Annotated in this window: 13 protein-coding genes; all 13 read left to right on the top strand. The window is 71.0% G+C overall.

Features of this window, described 5'->3' with window-relative positions:
* The first annotated feature begins 11 nt into the window (after positions 1–11).
* The 13 genes from rplT (at position 12) to tyrS (ending at position 15,446) form a co-directional block, all read left to right on the top strand.
* Positions 12–398, top strand: a complete 387-nt coding sequence (rplT, locus tag ITJ68_RS17745; RefSeq protein ID WP_194663302.1) for a 50S ribosomal protein L20 — start codon at positions 12–14, stop codon at positions 396–398.
* 116 nt (positions 399–514) lie between these two features.
* Positions 515–1,357, top strand: a complete 843-nt coding sequence (locus ITJ68_RS17740; RefSeq protein WP_194663300.1) for a TrmH family RNA methyltransferase — start codon at positions 515–517, stop codon at positions 1,355–1,357.
* A 93-nt stretch (positions 1,358–1,450) separates the two neighbouring features.
* Positions 1,451–2,491 carry a phenylalanine--tRNA ligase subunit alpha gene (gene pheS, locus ITJ68_RS17735; protein WP_194630587.1) on the top strand — a complete coding sequence of 347 codons (1,041 nt, stop codon included), beginning with the start codon at positions 1,451–1,453 and terminating at the stop codon, positions 2,489–2,491.
* Positions 2,491–4,983, top strand: coding sequence for a phenylalanine--tRNA ligase subunit beta (pheT, locus tag ITJ68_RS17730; RefSeq protein ID WP_194663298.1), 2,493 nt, complete (start codon positions 2,491–2,493; stop codon positions 4,981–4,983). The genes pheS and pheT overlap by 1 nt, the downstream gene beginning before the upstream one ends.
* A 75-nt stretch (positions 4,984–5,058) precedes the next feature.
* Positions 5,059–6,156, top strand: coding sequence for an N-acetyl-gamma-glutamyl-phosphate reductase (locus ITJ68_RS17725; RefSeq protein ID WP_194663296.1), 1,098 nt, complete (start codon positions 5,059–5,061; stop codon positions 6,154–6,156).
* Between the two features lie 107 nt (positions 6,157–6,263).
* Positions 6,264–7,370 carry a bifunctional glutamate N-acetyltransferase/amino-acid acetyltransferase ArgJ gene (gene argJ / locus ITJ68_RS17720; protein WP_228506055.1) on the top strand — a complete coding sequence of 369 codons (1,107 nt, stop codon included), beginning with the start codon at positions 6,264–6,266 and terminating at the stop codon, positions 7,368–7,370.
* A complete protein-coding gene (gene argB / locus ITJ68_RS17715) occupies positions 7,370–8,380 on the top strand; it encodes an acetylglutamate kinase (RefSeq protein WP_194663292.1) in 1,011 nt (336 codons plus the stop codon). The genes argJ and argB overlap by 1 nt, the downstream gene beginning before the upstream one ends.
* A complete protein-coding gene (locus ITJ68_RS17710) occupies positions 8,377–9,603 on the top strand; it encodes an acetylornithine transaminase (protein WP_194663290.1) in 1,227 nt (408 codons plus the stop codon). Before argB ends, ITJ68_RS17710 begins: the two co-directional genes overlap by 4 nt.
* Positions 9,600–10,568, top strand: a complete 969-nt coding sequence (gene argF, locus ITJ68_RS17705) for an ornithine carbamoyltransferase (protein ID WP_194663288.1) — start codon at positions 9,600–9,602, stop codon at positions 10,566–10,568. Before ITJ68_RS17710 ends, argF begins: the two co-directional genes overlap by 4 nt.
* 28 nt (positions 10,569–10,596) lie before the next feature.
* On the top strand, positions 10,597–11,793 hold the full coding sequence (locus ITJ68_RS17700) for an argininosuccinate synthase (protein WP_071273098.1): 1,197 nt from the start codon (positions 10,597–10,599) through the stop codon (positions 11,791–11,793).
* A gap of 132 nt (positions 11,794–11,925) precedes the next feature.
* On the top strand, positions 11,926–13,395 hold the full coding sequence (argH, locus tag ITJ68_RS17695; RefSeq protein ID WP_194663286.1) for an argininosuccinate lyase: 1,470 nt from the start codon (positions 11,926–11,928) through the stop codon (positions 13,393–13,395).
* Positions 13,392–14,054 (top strand): DNA-3-methyladenine glycosylase, encoded by a 663-nt coding sequence (locus tag ITJ68_RS17690; RefSeq protein WP_194663284.1) that lies wholly within the window; start codon positions 13,392–13,394, stop codon positions 14,052–14,054. The genes argH and ITJ68_RS17690 overlap by 4 nt, the downstream gene beginning before the upstream one ends.
* A gap of 75 nt (positions 14,055–14,129) precedes the next feature.
* Positions 14,130–15,446: a tyrosine--tRNA ligase gene (gene tyrS, locus ITJ68_RS17685; protein WP_268095476.1), complete on the top strand. Its 1,317-nt coding sequence runs from the start codon at positions 14,130–14,132 to the stop codon at positions 15,444–15,446.
* Positions 15,447–15,912 lie beyond the last annotated feature (466 nt).

Genomic DNA, 15,912 nt, shown 5'->3' with positions numbered 1-15,912 from the left:
GGAACAGACCAATGGCAAGAGTCAAGAGAGCGGTCAACGCCGCCAAGAAGCGCCGCGTCATCCTCGAACGCGCCGAGGGCTACCGCGGCCAGCGTTCGCGCCTGTACCGCAAGGCCAAGGAGCAGGTCACCCACTCCCTCGTCTACGCGTACCGTGACCGTCACGCGAAGAAGGGCGAGTTCCGTCGCCTCTGGATCCAGCGCATCAACGCTGCGTCCCGTGCGAACGGCCTGACCTACAACCGCCTCATCCAGGGCCTCGCCCTGGCCGGCATCGAGGTCGACCGTCGCATCCTCGCGGACCTCGCCGTGAACAACCCGGAGACCTTCGCCGCGCTCGTCGAGTCGGCCAAGAAGGCCCTCCCGGCCGACACCTCGGCCCCCAAGGCCGCAGCGTAGTCAGCAGCACTGCGACAGCAGCTCCCGTGCCCGTCAGGGCCGACGACGCCCCCGTTCCGTCCGCGGAACGGGGGCGTCGTGCATCCGGCGGACCGGGCGCCTGCGAGACTGTGTCCGTGACTGATCTCCTGGAGAACCCCCGTGCCGGACGCGTCAAGGCCGTCGCCGCGCTGACGAAGAAGGACGTGCGCGCCGAGACGGGGCTGTTCCTGCTGGAGGGTCCCCAGGCCGTCCGCGAGGCCCTCGAGTACCGGCCGGAGCTCCTCCGCGAGCTCTACGTGACGCCGACCGCCGCCGAGCGCTACGGGCTCGCCGACACCCAGGTCGACACCTGGTTCGTGACCGAACAGGTCCTCGACGCGATGGCCGACACGGTCACCCCGCAGGGCGTCGTCGCGGTCTGCGAGCAGTTCCCGACGTCGGTGCGGCAGGTCTTCCCCGACCGCGCCAGCCAGGAGGCCCCCGACGCGTCCGCCTCGGACGGTGCGCTCCCGGGACTGGTCGCGATCCTCGAGGAGGTCCGTGACCCGGGGAACGCCGGCACGATCATCCGCGCCGCCGACTCGGCCGGCGCCGACGCGGTGGTCCTGACCGGGCGCAGTGTCGACCCGTACAACCCCAAGGTCGTCCGCTCGACCACGGGCTCGCTGTTCCACGTCCCGGTGTCGGTCGGCGTCGGGCTGGCGGACACGATCGAGCGCGCGAAGTCGCTCGGGTACACGGTGCTCGCGGCGGACGTGTCCGGTGACGACCTGCCCGACGTCCGCGCCGAGGGGCTGCTCGACGGCCCGACCGTCTGGGTCTTCGGGAACGAGGCCCGCGGGCTCACCTCCGAGGACCTCGCCATGGTCGACCGTGCCGTGAAGGTGCCGATCTACGGCCGTGCGGAGTCGATGAACCTGGCGACCGCCGCGTCGGTGTGCCTGTACGAGTCCGCGTTCGCGCAGCGTTCGGTCTGACTCCTCCCTCCACAGGCGGCGCTTGTCCGGACTCCTCCACAGTCCGTCCGGTACAGAACGGCGGTATCCCAGGGGCCGGTAGGCTCTGGTGCTGTGTCAGAACCTCTCGAGATCAGCGAATCGGCCGTCGCCGACGCGGTCGACGCGGCCCTCGCCGCAGTCCGTGCCGCCACGACGGTCGCCGAGCTCAAGCAGGCCAGGGCGGAGCACACCGGCGAGCAGTCGACGCTCGCGCGGATGAACGCGTCGATGCGCAGTGTCCCGCCGGAGCAGAAGGCCCAGGCGGGCAAGCTCGTCGGGCAGGCGCGCGGTCGGGTCAACGGTGCGGTCGCCGAGCAGGAGTCCGTGCTCGCCGAGGCCGAGGAGCGCGCGCGGCTCGACGCCGAGCGTGTCGACGTCACCGCGCTGCCGTCCACCCGCACCCCAGGCTCCCGACACCCGCTCTCGCTGCTGAACGAGACCGTGGCCGACATCTTCGTCGGCATGGGGTGGGAAGTGGCGGAAGGCCCCGAGCTCGAGCACGAGTGGTTCAACTTCGACGCCCTGAACTTCGACCAGGACCACCCCGCCCGCGCGATGGCGGACACCGTCTTCGTCGAGCCGGTCGAGCGGCACCTGGTCATGCGCACGCACACGTCGCCGGTGCAGATCCGGTCGCTGCTGTCGCGCGAGCTGCCCCTCTACGTCATCGCGCCCGGCCGGGTCTACCGCGCCGACGAGCTCGACGCCACGCACCTGCCGGTCTTCACCCAGGTCGAGGGCATCGCGATCGACAAGGGCCTGACGATGGCGCACCTGCGCGGCACCCTGGAACACTTCGCCCGGCAGATGTTCGGCGACGAAGCCCAGATCCGTCTGCGCCCGAACTACTTCCCGTTCACCGAGCCCTCCGCCGAGATGGACGTCTGGCAGCCGAACGCCAAGGGCGGCGCGCGCTGGGTCGAGTGGGGCGGGTGCGGCATGGTGAACCAGAACGTCCTGCGGTCGGCCGGCATCGACCCCGACGAGTACCAGGGCTTCGCGTTCGGCATGGGCATCGAGCGGACGCTCCAGTTCCGCAACGGCCTGAACGACATGCGTGACTTCCTCGAGGGCGACATCCGCTTCTCGCAGCAGTTCGGAACGGTGGTCTGATGCGCGTCCCACTCCGCTGGCTCGGTGAGTCGGTCGACCTGCCCGACGACGTCAGCCTCGAGCACGTCCACGCGGCGCTCGTGTCGGTCGGCTTCGAGGAAGAAGCGGTCCACGCCAACGACCTGACCGGACCCGTCGTGGTCGGTCGGGTGCTCGAGCGCGTCCCGGAGCCGCAGAAGAACGGCAAGACGATCAACTGGTGCCAGGTGGACGTCGGCGAGTCCGAGCCCCGCGGCATCGTCTGCGGCGCGCACAACTTCGACGTCGGCGACCTCGTCGTGGTGACGCTGCCCGGCGCCGTGCTGCCCGGACCGTTCCCGATCGCCGCGCGCAAGACCTACGGGCACGTGTCGGACGGCATGATCGCCTCGGCACGCGAACTCGGGCTCGGGGACGAGCACGACGGCATCCTCCGCTTCGCCGACCTCGGCATGGAGCCCACCGTCGGCCAGGACGCCATCGCGCTCCTCGGCCTCGACGACGCCGCGGTCGAGATCAACGTCACCCCGGACCGCGGCTACGCGCTGAGCATGCGCGGCGTCGCCCGCGAATACGCCCACGCCACGGGCGCCTCGTTCCACGACCCGGTCGACCGTGTCGCTCCCCGGTCCGGCGACGGGTTCTCCGTGACCATCGACGACCAGGAACCGATCCGCGGCCGGGTCGGTTCGTCCACCTTCGTGACGCGGGTCGTCCGCGGCATCGACGCCTCGCTGCCGACACCGGCGTGGATGGTGTCCCGCCTGTCACTCGTTGGTGTCCGCTCGATCTCACTGCCGGTCGACATCACGAACTACGTCATGTTCGAGCTCGGGCAGCCCCTGCACGGGTACGACCTCGCCACCGTGCGGGGCGGACTCGGCGTCCGTCGTGCGGCCCCGGGGGAGACCCTGACGACGCTCGACGACGTCACCCGGAAGCTCCACCCCGAGGACCTCGTCATCACCGACGACGACGGCCCCGTCGGGCTCGCCGGCGTGATGGGCGGTGCCCGCACCGAGATCTCCCCGAGCACCTCGGACGTCCTGATCGAGGCCGCCGGCTTCGACCAGGTCTCCATCGCCCGCACTGCCCGCCGCCACAAGCTCCCGAGCGAGGCCTCCCGTCGCTTCGAGCGCGGCGTGGACCCGCTCGTGGCCGAGGCCGCGGCCAACCGCGCGGTGGAGCTCCTCGTCGAGCTCGCCGGCGGCACGGCCGACACCCTCGGGTCGACGCTGGTGGACACCACCCCGCGCCCCGTCGTGGCGATGCGCGTGTCCCGTCCGACCGAGCTGATCGGCGTCGAGTACTCCGACGCCGAGGTCATCGACACCCTGCGCGCCCTCGGTGCGACGGTGGACGTCGACGGCGAGCAGCTCGCAGTCACGCCGCCCACCTGGCGCCCCGACCTGACCGACGACACCACCCTGGTCGAGGAAGTGGCCCGCATCGTCGGGTACGACCGGATCCCGAGCGTCCTGCCCGTCGCACCGCCCGGCCGGGGCCTCACCGTGCACCAGCGGGCGCTCCGGCGCGTGGCAGCAGCCCTCGCGGCCGACGGCCTGACCGAGGTCGTCACGGCGCCGTTCGTGTCGGCGGCGACCGCTGCGGCGTACCCGGGCATCGACGCCGAGGGCGGCCCGAGCGTCGTGCTCGCGAACGCGCTCGACAGCGCGCAGGACCTCCTCCGGCGCAGCGGGCTGCCCGCGCTCGTCGACGTCGCCCGCCGCAACGTCTCCCGCGGTCTGGTCGACCTGGCCGTGTACGAGACCTCGCGGGTGTTCCTGCCCGTGGCCGACGCCGAACTCGGGACCACCGAGGTCCCCGTCGGCGCCGAGCACCCCGGCGCCGAGACGCTCCTCGCGCTCGACGCGGCACTGCCGGCGCAGCCGTTCCACGTGTCGGCGCTCCTGACGGGCAACCGCCTCGTGAAGCAGCCCGGCGTGCTCCCGCAGCCCTTCGGGATCGCGGACGCGCTCGACGTCGCCCGGACCGTGGCCTGGGCCGCCGGCGTCGAGCTCACCGTCGCGCAGACCACCCACCCGTCGCTGCACCCCGGACGCGCCGCGTCGCTCCTGGTCGGCGACACCGTGGTCGGCGTCGCGGGGGAACTGCTGCCCGAGCTGACGGACGCCGCGGACCTGCCGCGGGTCGTCGCCGTCGTGGAGATCGACCTCGACGCGGTGGTCGCCGCGATCCCGGACGCCGTGCACGTGGCGCCGATCGTGTCCTACCCGGCGGCGACGCAGGACCTCTCCCTGGTGGTCGGTGTCGACGTCCCGGCGGGTGCGGTGCTCGAGGTCGTCCGCGCTGGCGCGGGAGAGCTGTTGGAGTATGCTCGCCTCGTGGATGACTACCGGGGCTCCGGCGTGGACGAGGGACAGAAGTCCCTGACGTTCGCGCTGCGCTTCCGCGCCACGGACCGCACCCTGACCGCTGCCGAGGCCTCCGTGGCCCGTGACGGCGCCGTCCGACGTGCCGGCGAGCGATTCGGGGCGACCCTGCGCGACTGATCCCACTGGGACCAGCACCGCCCGGGGCCGCCGCCTCAGATCCTCGACGAACAGTCCGACCGAAGGTGGAATCCCATGTCCGTATCCGTCGCCGTGGCGGGAGCCAGTGGCTACGCGGGTGGTGAGCTGCTGCGCATCCTCTCCGCTCATCCCGAGTTCGACGTCAGGACGGTCACCGCGTTCTCGAACGCCGGGCAGCCGCTCGTCGCGACGCAGCCGCACCTCCGGTCGCTGTCGCACCTGACCCTGGTCGAGACGACGGCGGAGACGCTGCGTGGACACGACGTCGTCTTCCTGGCGTTGCCGCACGGACAGTCCGGAGCCATCACGGCGGAGCTCGACGACGACACCCTCGTGGTGGACTGCGGCGCCGACCACCGGCTGACGGACCCGGCAGCGTGGGACACCTTCTACGGTGGCGAGTACCACGGGGCGTGGACCTACGGGCTGCCCGAGCTCCTGCACGCGGCGCCGACCCCGGGTTCGGCGGACGAGTGGCGCGACGTCGACGACATCGTCGCGCAGAGCCGGCAACGGACCGAACTCGCGTCGACCAAGCGCATCGCGGTCCCCGGGTGCAACGTGACGGCGATCACGCTCGGCATCCAGCCGGGCATCCAGGCCGGGCTCGTGCACGGCGACGACATCGTCGCGGTGCTCAGCGTCGGGCCGTCCGGTGCCGGCAAGAAGCTCGAGCCGACCTACCTGGCGGCCGAGATCATGGGCTCCGCGAGCGCCTACGCCGTCGGCGGGAAGCACCGGCACGTCCCGGAGATCCAGCAGAACCTGCGGGTCGCGGGTGCTCCGGACGTCACGATCTCCTTCACCCCGGTGCTCGTGCCGATGTCGCGCGGCATCCTCGCGACCACCACCGCCAAGCTCGCGCCGGGCGTCAGCGCGCGGGACGTCCGCCTCGCCTGGGAACAGGCCTACGCGGACGAGCCCTTCGTGCACCTCTTGCCAGAGGGCCAGTTCCCCCGGGTCGCGGACACCATCGGCGCGAACACGGCGCTCATCGGCGTGACCGTCGACGAAGCGGCCGGACGCGTCGTCGCGGTGACGGCGCTCGACAACCTCGCCAAGGGCACCGGCGGTGCAGCCGTCCAGTCGGCGAACATCGCACTCGGACTGCCGGAGACCCTCGGCCTCAGCGTGGACGGAGTCGCACCGTGACCGAAGCGAACCAGCAGGACCAGGCCGCACCGAGCCTCCAGGCCCCGACCGACGGCCAGGGCGTCACCGCAGCAGCGGGCTTCCGGGCCGCCGGCGCCACCGCCGGGCTGAAGGCGAGCGGCACGCCCGACGTGGCCCTCGTCGTGAACGACGGCCCCGAGTCCGCGGTCGCCGCCGTCTTCACCAGCAACCGCGCCCAGGCGCACCCCGTCATCTGGTCGCGCCAGGTCGTCGGCGACGGGGTGGCACGGGCGGTCTTCCTGAACTCGGGCGGCGCGAACTGCTTCACCGGCGCGTTCGGGTTCCAGACGACCCACATGACGGCCGAGGCCGTGGGCGACGCGCTCGGCATCGGTGCCGGGGACGTCGTCGTCTGTTCGACCGGTCTCATCGGCCGCGGTGACCAGACGTTCCGCGACCACGTCCTGCACGGCGTCGCACTCACCACCGACGCGCTGTCCGAGACCGGCGGCCCGGACGCGGCCGCCGCGATCATGACGACGGACACCCGGGCCAAGCAGTCGGTGGTGACCGAGGACGGCTGGACCGTCGGCGGCATGGCCAAGGGCGCGGGCATGCTCGCGCCGGGGCTCGCGACGATGCTCGTCGTGATCACGACCGACGCGCTCCTCACCTCCGACGAGCTCGACCAGGCCCTCCGGGCAGCCACCCGGGTCACCTTCGACCGCGTCGACTCCGACGGCTGCATGTCGACGAACGACACCGTGGTGCTGATGTCCTCCGGCGCGTCCGGCGTGACGCCGGAGGTCGGCGACTTCCAGGAGGCCCTCACCGTCGTCTGCGCCGACCTGGCCCGCCAGCTGCAGCAGGACGCCGAGGGCGCCAGCCACGACATCGCGATCCACGTCGTGAACGCCGCGTCCGAGGACGACGCCGTCACGGTCGGCCGCAGCGTCGCCCGGAACAACCTGTTCAAGGCGGCCGTGTTCGGCAACGACCCCAACTGGGGCCGGGTGCTCGCGGCGATCGGCACGACCGACGCCGAGTTCGACCCCTACGCGGTGGACGTCTCGATGAACGGCGTGCGGGTGTGCCACGCGGGTGCGCCCGACCGTCCGATCGACGAGGTCGACCTCACCCCGCGCGACACCGACGTGCTCATCGACCTCGGGGTGGGGCCGTACTCGGCGACCATCCTGACGAACGACCTGACGCACGACTACGTCCACGAGAACAGCGCGTACTCCAGCTGATGGCCGACGACACCCAGACCAAGCAGCACGAGCACGAGCTCGCCGCCGTCAAGGCCGCGACGCTCATCGAGTCCCTGCCCTGGCTGAAGCGCTTCTCCGGCAAGATCGTCGTCGTCAAGTTCGGCGGCAACGCCATGGTCAACGACGACCTCAAGCGGGCCTTCGCCGAGGACATGGTCTACCTCCGCTACGCGGGCCTGCATCCCGTCGTGGTGCACGGCGGCGGTCCGCAGATCTCCGCCGCGCTGAAGGAACAGGGCATCGAGTCCGAGTTCCGCGGCGGCTACCGCGTCACTACGACCGAGGCGATCACCGTCGTCCGCGACGTCCTGGCCGGCGAGGTCAACCGCGAGATCGTCGACCTGATGAACGAGCACGGCGACGGCATCGGTGTCGGCGTGTTCGGTGACGGCGGCTCGCTGTTCACCGGCGAGCAGAAGGGCGTGGTCGTCGACGGCGAGCACTTCGACCTCGGCCACGTCGGCGACATCACGCACGTCGACCCGTCCGGTGTCCTCGCGGCCATCCGGGCGAACCAGATCCCGGTCGTGTCGAGCATCGCGATCGACGACGCCGACCACGACCAGGCGCTGAACGTGAACGCCGACGCCGCGGCAGCCGCACTCGCGATCGCCCTGGGCGCGTCGAAGCTGCTGATGCTGACCGACGTCCCCGGGCTGTACCGCAACTGGCCCGACCGCGACTCGCTCATCGACCTCATCGCGGTCGAGGAACTCCGCGAGCTCCTGCCGTCGCTCGAGTCGGGGATGATCCCGAAGATGACTGCGTGCCTCGACGCCGTGGTCGGCGGGGTCGGCGGGGCGACGATCATCGACGGCCGCATCCCGCACTCGATCCTGCTCGAGGTCTTCACCCTGCGCGGCGCGGGCACCGAGGTCATCCCGGACCCGAGCAGGCGCACCGAGAACCAGAACACGCACGCCGAGATCGGCCGACGCGGTCCGGCAGTGACCCACGACACCACGCAGACGAAGGGAACCGCACGGTGAGCACCGAGACGCAGACCGAGACCTGGAACGACCGGTTCGGGGCGTCGCTCATGCGATCCCTGACGCCGCCGAAGATCATGCTCGAGCGCGGTCAGGGCTGCCGTGTCTGGGACGTGGACGGCAACGAGTACCTCGACTTCCTCGCCGGCATCGCCGTGAACTCCCTCGGCCACGCCCACCCGGCCCTGGTCGAGGCCATCAGCGACCAGGCAGCGAAGCTCGTGCACGTCTCGAACTACTTCGCGACCCCGCCCCAGCTCGAGCTCGCCGAACGCCTCAAGCGCATCTCCGGGGCCGGTGACGCCGGCCGCGTGTACTTCGGCAACTCCGGAGCAGAAGCCAACGAGGCCGCCTTCAAGCTCGCGCGCCTGAACCGTGGTGCCGACGGCCGGAAGACCCGCATCCTCGCGCTGAAGCAGGCCTTCCACGGCCGCACGATGGGGTCGCTCGCGCTCACCGGCAAGCCCGCGCTGCAGGAGGACTTCCTGCCGATGATCCCGGGCGTCGAGCACATCGACACCTCGATCGACGCACTCGAGCACGCGATCGACGACACCGTCGCGGCGCTGTTCATCGAGCCGATCAAGGGCGAGGCCGGCGTGGTCGACCTGCCCGAGGGCTTCCTCGCCGCGGCCCGGCGCCTGACCGAGCAGCACGGTGCGCTCCTCGTCCTCGACGAGATCCAGACCGGTGTCGGTCGGACCGGTTCGTGGTTCGCCTTCCAGCAGTACGGCATCGTCCCGGACGCCATCACGGTCGCCAAGGGCATCGCCGGTGGCTTCCCGATCGGTGCGCTCGTGACCTTCGGGTGGGCGTCCGACCTGTTCTCCGCGGGCCAGCACGGCTCGACCTTCGGCGGCAACCCGCTCGGCACCCGCGTCGCGAACGCCGTGCTCACCGAGATCGAGTCCGCCGGGCTCGTCGAGGGGGCCGTCACCAAGGGCGAGCGGATCCGCAGTGGCATCAGTGCGCTCCACTCGCCGCTCGTGGAAGAGGTCCGGGGGACCGGGCTCCTGATCGGCGTCGGGCTGCACCTGCCCGTCGCAGCCGCGATCGCCGCGGCCGCGCTCGAACGCGGCCTCATCGTCAACGCCCCGAACGAGTCGAGCCTGCGCATCGCGCCGCCGCTCATCGTCACCGACGCCGAGATCGACGAGTTCCTCGCGATCCTCGCCCAGAGCATGGCGTCCGTCGAGGGCGCCCACCAGGAGACCCCCGCATGACCCGCCACTTCCTCCGCGACGACGACCTGACCCAGGCCGAGCAGTCCGCGATCCTCGACCTCGCCGTCGAGATGAAGCGTGACCGCTGGGGTGCGAAGCCCCTCGCCGGCCCGCAGAGCGTCGCCGTGATCTTCGACAAGTCGTCGACCCGCACGCGGGTGTCCTTCCACGTCGGCATCAGCGACCTCGGCGGCAGCCCGCTCATCATCTCGACCGCCAACAGCCAGCTCGGCGGCAAGGAGACCCCGTCCGACACCGCCCGGGTGCTGGAGCGCATGGTGTCGGCGATCGTGTGGCGCACCTACGGCCAGGCCGGGCTCGAGGAGATGGCCGCGAGCACGTCCGTGCCCGTCGTGAACGCGCTCTCCGACGACTTCCACCCCTGCCAGCTCCTCGCGGACCTGCTCACCATCCGCGAGCACCGCGGCGCCCTCGCCGGACAGACCATCGCGTTCGTCGGCGACGGTGCGAGCAACATGGCGCACTCGTACCTGCTGGCCTGCGCGACGGCTGGCATGCACGTGCGCGTCGGCTCCCCGAGCGCGTTCTCTCCCACCCCGCAGGTGGTCACGGACGCCGAGCAGCGCGCCGCCGAGACCGGCGGTTCGGTGCTCGTCGTGACCGACCCGGTCGCCGCGGTCGCCGGCGCCGACGTGGTCGTCACCGACACGTGGGTCTCGATGGGCAAGGAGGACGAGAAGCAGCAGCGCCTCGACACCTTCGCGGACTACCGCGTCGACGACGCGATGATGGCCCACGCCGCCGACGACGCCGTGTTCATGCACTGCCTGCCGGCCGACCGCGGCTACGAGGTGACCGCCGACGTGATCGACGGTCCCCGGAGCATCATCTGGGACGAGGCGGAGAACCGTCTCCACGCCCAGAAGGCCCTGCTCGCCTGGCTCCTCGCCGCGAACACCGCGAGCGCGGCCACCGCGAGCGCGGCCACCGCCGCGGACAACTGACCCCCCCAACACCCCTAGGAGACATCACATGGCAGACCGCGTCGTACTGGCGTACTCCGGAGGACTCGACACCTCCGTCGGCATCGGCTGGCTCAAGGACGCCACCGGCAAAGAGGTCGTCGCGCTGGCGGTGGACGTCGGCCAGGGTGGCGAGGACATGGAGGCCATCCGGCAGCGCGCGCTCGACTGCGGCGCGGTGGAGTCGGTGGTCATCGACGCGAAGGACGAGTTCGCCGACGACTACCTCGTGCCCGCCCTCAAGGCGAACGCGCTCTACCAGAAGCGCTACCCCCTGGTCTCCGCGCTGAGCCGCCCGCTCATCGCGAAGCACCTGGCCCTCACCGCCAAGCAGCTCGGCGCCGACAGCGTCGCGCACGGCTGCACCGGCAAGGGCAACGACCAGGTCCGCTTCGAGGCCGCCGTCGCCGCGATCGCCCCCGACCTGACGAGCGTCGCCCCGGTCCGCGACCTCGCGCTCACCCGCGACAAGGCGATCATCTACGCGCAGGAGCACGACCTGCCGATCCTCCAGAGCAAGAAGTCGCCGTACTCGATCGACCAGAACGTCTGGGGTCGCGCGGTGGAGACCGGGTTCCTCGAGGACCCGTGGAACGCCCCGATCGAGGACCTCTACGCCTACACGCAGGACCCGGCGATCGCTCGCGACGCCGACGAGGTCACGATCACGTTCGAGCAGGGCATCCCGGTGGCGCTCGACGGCCAGCGGTTCAGCGTCCTGCGCATCGTGCAGGAGCTCAACGCCCTCGCCGGCAAGCACGGCGTCGGCCGCATCGACGTCGTCGAGGACCGTCTCGTCGGCATCAAGTCGCGTGAGGTCTACGAGGCCCCGGCCGCGATGGCGCTCATCGCCGCGCACGAGGAGCTCGAGAGCCTGACCCTCGAGCGCGACGTGAACCGCTACAAGCGCGGTGTCGAGTCCGAGTGGGCCGACCTGGTCTACGACGGGCTCTGGTTCGGTGGGCTCAAGCGCTCGCTCGACGCCTTCATCAACGACACCCAGCAGTACGTCTCGGGCGACATCCGCATGCAGCTGCACGGCGGTCGCGCCACGGTCACCGGTCGCCGCAGCGAGCAGTCGCTGTACGACTTCGACCTCGCGACCTACGACACCGGCGACACGTTCGACCAGTCGCTGTCGAAGGGCTTCATCGAGATCTGGTCGCTCCCGTCCAAGATCTCCGCCCGCCGCGACCTGGCGAACTGACCCGCTCCGGACGGCGCGACCAGTCGGTCGCGCCGTCCGGACCGCTCGGGAGGCCCGGCGCACCTCCGCCCCGCGCCGCACGCCCCGGACGCACCCACGCCCAGACCGACCCACGACACGACGCAGGACGACATGACGGACGCACGCGGAGCCTCCCGGCCGGAGACGCACGCCACCAAGACCGACGGCACCAACGCCGGCGCCCTCTGGGGTGCCCGGTTCGCGGACGGGCCGAGCGCTGAGCTGGCCGCCCTGTCGAAGTCGACGCACTTCGACTGGCAGCTCGCGCCGTACGACCTCGCCGGCTCCCGGGCGCACGCCAGGGCCCTGCACACGGCGGGGTACCTGACCGCGGACGAGCTCGAGGCCATGACCGCCGGGCTCGACCGCCTCGACGCCGCCCATGCCGACGGGTCCCTCCAGCCGGACGACTCGGACGAGGACGTCCACGGTGCCCTCGAACGCCTGCTGATCGCCGACCTCGGCCCGGTCCTCGGCGGCAAGCTCCGCGCGGGTCGCAGCCGCAACGACCAGATCGCCACGCTCGGCCGCATGCACATGCTCGACCACGGGCGGCGCATCGGCCGGATGGTCATCGACCTCGTCGACGCGATCAGCCAGCAGGCGAGCGAGCACCAGGGCGCGATCATGCCGGGGCGCACGCACCTGCAGCACGCGCAACCGGTCCTCCTCGCCCACCACCTGCTCGCCCACGCGTGGCCGCTGGTGCGGGACCTCGAACGCCTCCGCGACTGGTCGGGCCGCGCCAGTGTGAGCCCGTACGGTGCCGGGGCCCTCGCAGGCAGTTCCCTGGGTCTCGACCCGACGGCGATCGCCCTCGAGCTCGGCTTCGACCGCCCCGCGGAGAACTCGATCGACGCCACCGCCGCACGGGACACCGTCGCCGAGTTCGCCTACGTCCTCGCGCAGATCGGCATCGACGTCTCGCGCCTGGCGGAAGAGGTGATCCTGTGGAACACGAAGGAGTTCGGCTTCGTCCGGCTCCACGACGCGTTCTCCACCGGGTCGAGCATCATGCCGCAGAAGAAGAACCCCGACATCGCGGAGCTCGCTCGGGGCAAGTCCGGCCGGCTCCTCGGCAACCTCACCGGGCTGCTCGCGACCTTCAAGGGCCTCCCGCTGGCGTACAACCGCGACCTGCAAGAGGACAAGGAGCCCGTCTTCGACTCCGTCGCGACGCTCGAGGTCCTGCTGCCCGCGTTCACCGGCATGGTCGCGACACTGTCCTTCGACACCGACCGGATGGCGGAGCTCGCGCCGCAGGGCTTCTCCCTCGCCACCGACGTGGCGGAGTGGCTCGTCCGACAGGGCGTGCCGTTCCGCGACGCCCACGAGGTCTCCGGCGCGCTCGTCCGGTACTGCGAGGAGCGCGGCATCGAGCTCGACGACCCGACCGACGAGGAGTACGCCGCCGTCTCGGAGCACCTCACGCCCGAGGTCCGCGCCGTCCTCACCATCGAGGGCAGCGTCGCGTCGCGCTCGGGGGTCGGCGGGACCGCGCCCGATCGTGTCGTCGAACAGCTCGCGACGCTCACGGAGCGGGTCCGCGACCTGGCGGCGGGAGCGCCCTTCACCCGATGACGCGTGCTGCGCTCGCGGTCCTCGCGGCACCGGCTCCGATGTCTGCGCCCGCTCTGCTCGGTGCCACGCTGACCGGCAAGGGCGTCACGCTCCGCATCACCGAGGTCGAGGCCTACTTCGGCCCCACCGACCCCGGTTCACACGGGCACCGCGGGATGACGGACCGCAACCGCAACCTGTTCGGGCCGGCCGGGACGCTCTACGCCTACCGCTCGTACGGCATCCACACCTGCGTCAACGTGGTCAGCGGTGACACGGGGACGTCCTCGGGGGCACTGCTCCGCGGCGCCGAGGTGCTCGACGGCGTCGACGTCGCCCGAGGGCGACGGGGCATGACCGTCTCGGACGTCCAGCTCGCTCGGGGCCCCGGCAACCTCGGGGCGGCGCTCGGCGCGGTCCTCGGCACGGACGACGGCACGTCCGTCCTCGACGGGTCCGGTCCGTACGTGCTCGCCCTGGCTCCCGGCCTGGAGGCGCGGATCACCGCCGACGGTCCCGCTGCGGTCCTCGACCAGCTCGCCTCCGATCCGGGGATCCACCGGGGGCCGCGGACGGGTGTCGCCGGCCTCGCCGGAGGCGGGGGCTTCCCGTGGCGGTTCTGGCTGCCCGGTGAACCGACCGTCTCGACGTACCGACGGCACAAGGGCGCGGTCGACTGACCAGGCCGAACCGAGCCTCCCGGCTGGGCTCCTCGTCGACCCGACGGCGTCGGTGACCGCCGCTACGATGGACCGGTGTCCAGTGATCCCGCTCCCGACGTCCTGACGCGCCAGCAGAACGACCCCACCTTCGCCTCGGTGTGGGACGAGCTGCAGTGGCGTGGTCTGGTGCAGGTCTCGACCGACGAGACCGCCCTGCAAGCAGCTCTCGACGGCGAGCCGATCACCTACTACTGCGGGTTCGACCCCACGGCACCGTCCCTCCACTGCGGCAACCTGTTGCAGCTCCTGACCATGCGGCGGTTGCAGCTCGCGGGGCACCGACCACTCGCGCTCGTCGGGGGATCGACCGGGTTGATCGGGGATCCTCGACCGACTGCTGAGCGCACGCTGAACACCCGCGAGACGGTGTCGAACTGGGTGAGTCGCCTGCAGGAGCAGGTCTCACGGTTCCTCAGTCCGGACGGCGACAACGGCGTGCGGCTCGTGAACAACCTCGACTGGACGTCGCCGCTGTCGGCGATCGACTTCCTCCGGGACATCGGCAAGTACTTCCGCGTGAACGCGATGCTCAAGAAGGACGCCGTCGCGGCACGGCTGAACTCGGACGCGGGGATCAGCTACACGGAGTTCAGCTACCAGATCCTGCAGGGGCTCGACTACCGGGAGCTCTTCCTGCAGTACGGGTGCACGCTGCAGACCGGTGGTTCCGACCAGTGGGGCAACCTGACGTCGGGGACGGAGCTGATCCGACGTGCCGAAGGTGCGACCGTGCACGCGCTCGGCACCCCGCTGATCACGAACTCCGACGGCACCAAGTTCGGCAAGAGCGAGGGCAACGCGATCTGGCTCGATGCCGAGATGACGTCGCCGTACGCGCTGTACCAGTTCTGGCTCAACACCGCGGACGCTGACGTCATCGCCCGACTGCGCGAGTTCACGTTCCTGCCCAGGGCGGAGATCGAACGGCTCGAGCGGGCGGTGGCCGACGAGCCCTTCCGGCGAGAGGCCCAGCGGACCCTGGCGTTCGAGGTCACCTCGCTCGTGCACGGGGTCGATGCAACCCAGGCGGCGATCGCTGCGTCGGCGGCGCTGTTCGGCAACGGGGACCTCGAGGCCCTCGATGCCCAGACCCTGCGGTCTGCGATCGCCGAGCTCCCGGGGTCGGTGTCGCTCGACCCGGGTGACGACCTGGCGAAGGCCCTCGTCGAGACCGAGCTGGTGAAGTCCCTCGGGGAAGCCCGACGTGCGATCGACCAGGGCGGGGTCTACGTGAACAACGCCCGAGCCGAGGACCCGACCGCGGTGCTGGCCGATCTCGCTCTGCCCGGGGGAGTGCTCGTCGTCCGCCGAGGCAAGAAGACCCTCGCCGGCGTGACGCTCACCGCCTGACCACCAGCCGTCCGAAGCCCGGTTCTCCCTTGCGGAGACCGGGCTTCGTCGCGTTCCGGCGCCCGTGTTGCACGATGCGACACGCCCGGGATCTGGCCTGGCTTGGCGCTCTGGCCGATCCGCCCGTAATGTTTCCTCTCGTCACCCCAAAGGTGCGGCGGAGCGGCTGGAGCGAAAGCCCAGAGCACGTCGGCCCTCAAGCGGGACCATCCTCCACAGGAGTTCGGAACTGGCCTTGCGCCAACCGGCTCCGACGCCTAGGATGACTACTCCACCGGTTCTCTCCTACGGGATGAGCCACAGAACCTGCTGGTACGACAAGTACCTCAGGGTTCGACGACACCGGTGGTCAAACCAAGAACGAATGCCTCTCTGGCGGAATCCTTCATGGGTCGAGCGGGGAGTGCGTCTGGTCCTTGAGAACTCAACAGCGTGCACATTGTCAATGCCAATTTATTGACCTCGT

This window comes from Curtobacterium sp. VKM Ac-1395 (assembly GCF_015350975.1).
Classification (GTDB): domain Bacteria; phylum Actinomycetota; class Actinomycetes; order Actinomycetales; family Microbacteriaceae; genus Curtobacterium.
This window is presented reverse-complemented; position numbering and strand designations above follow the sequence as displayed.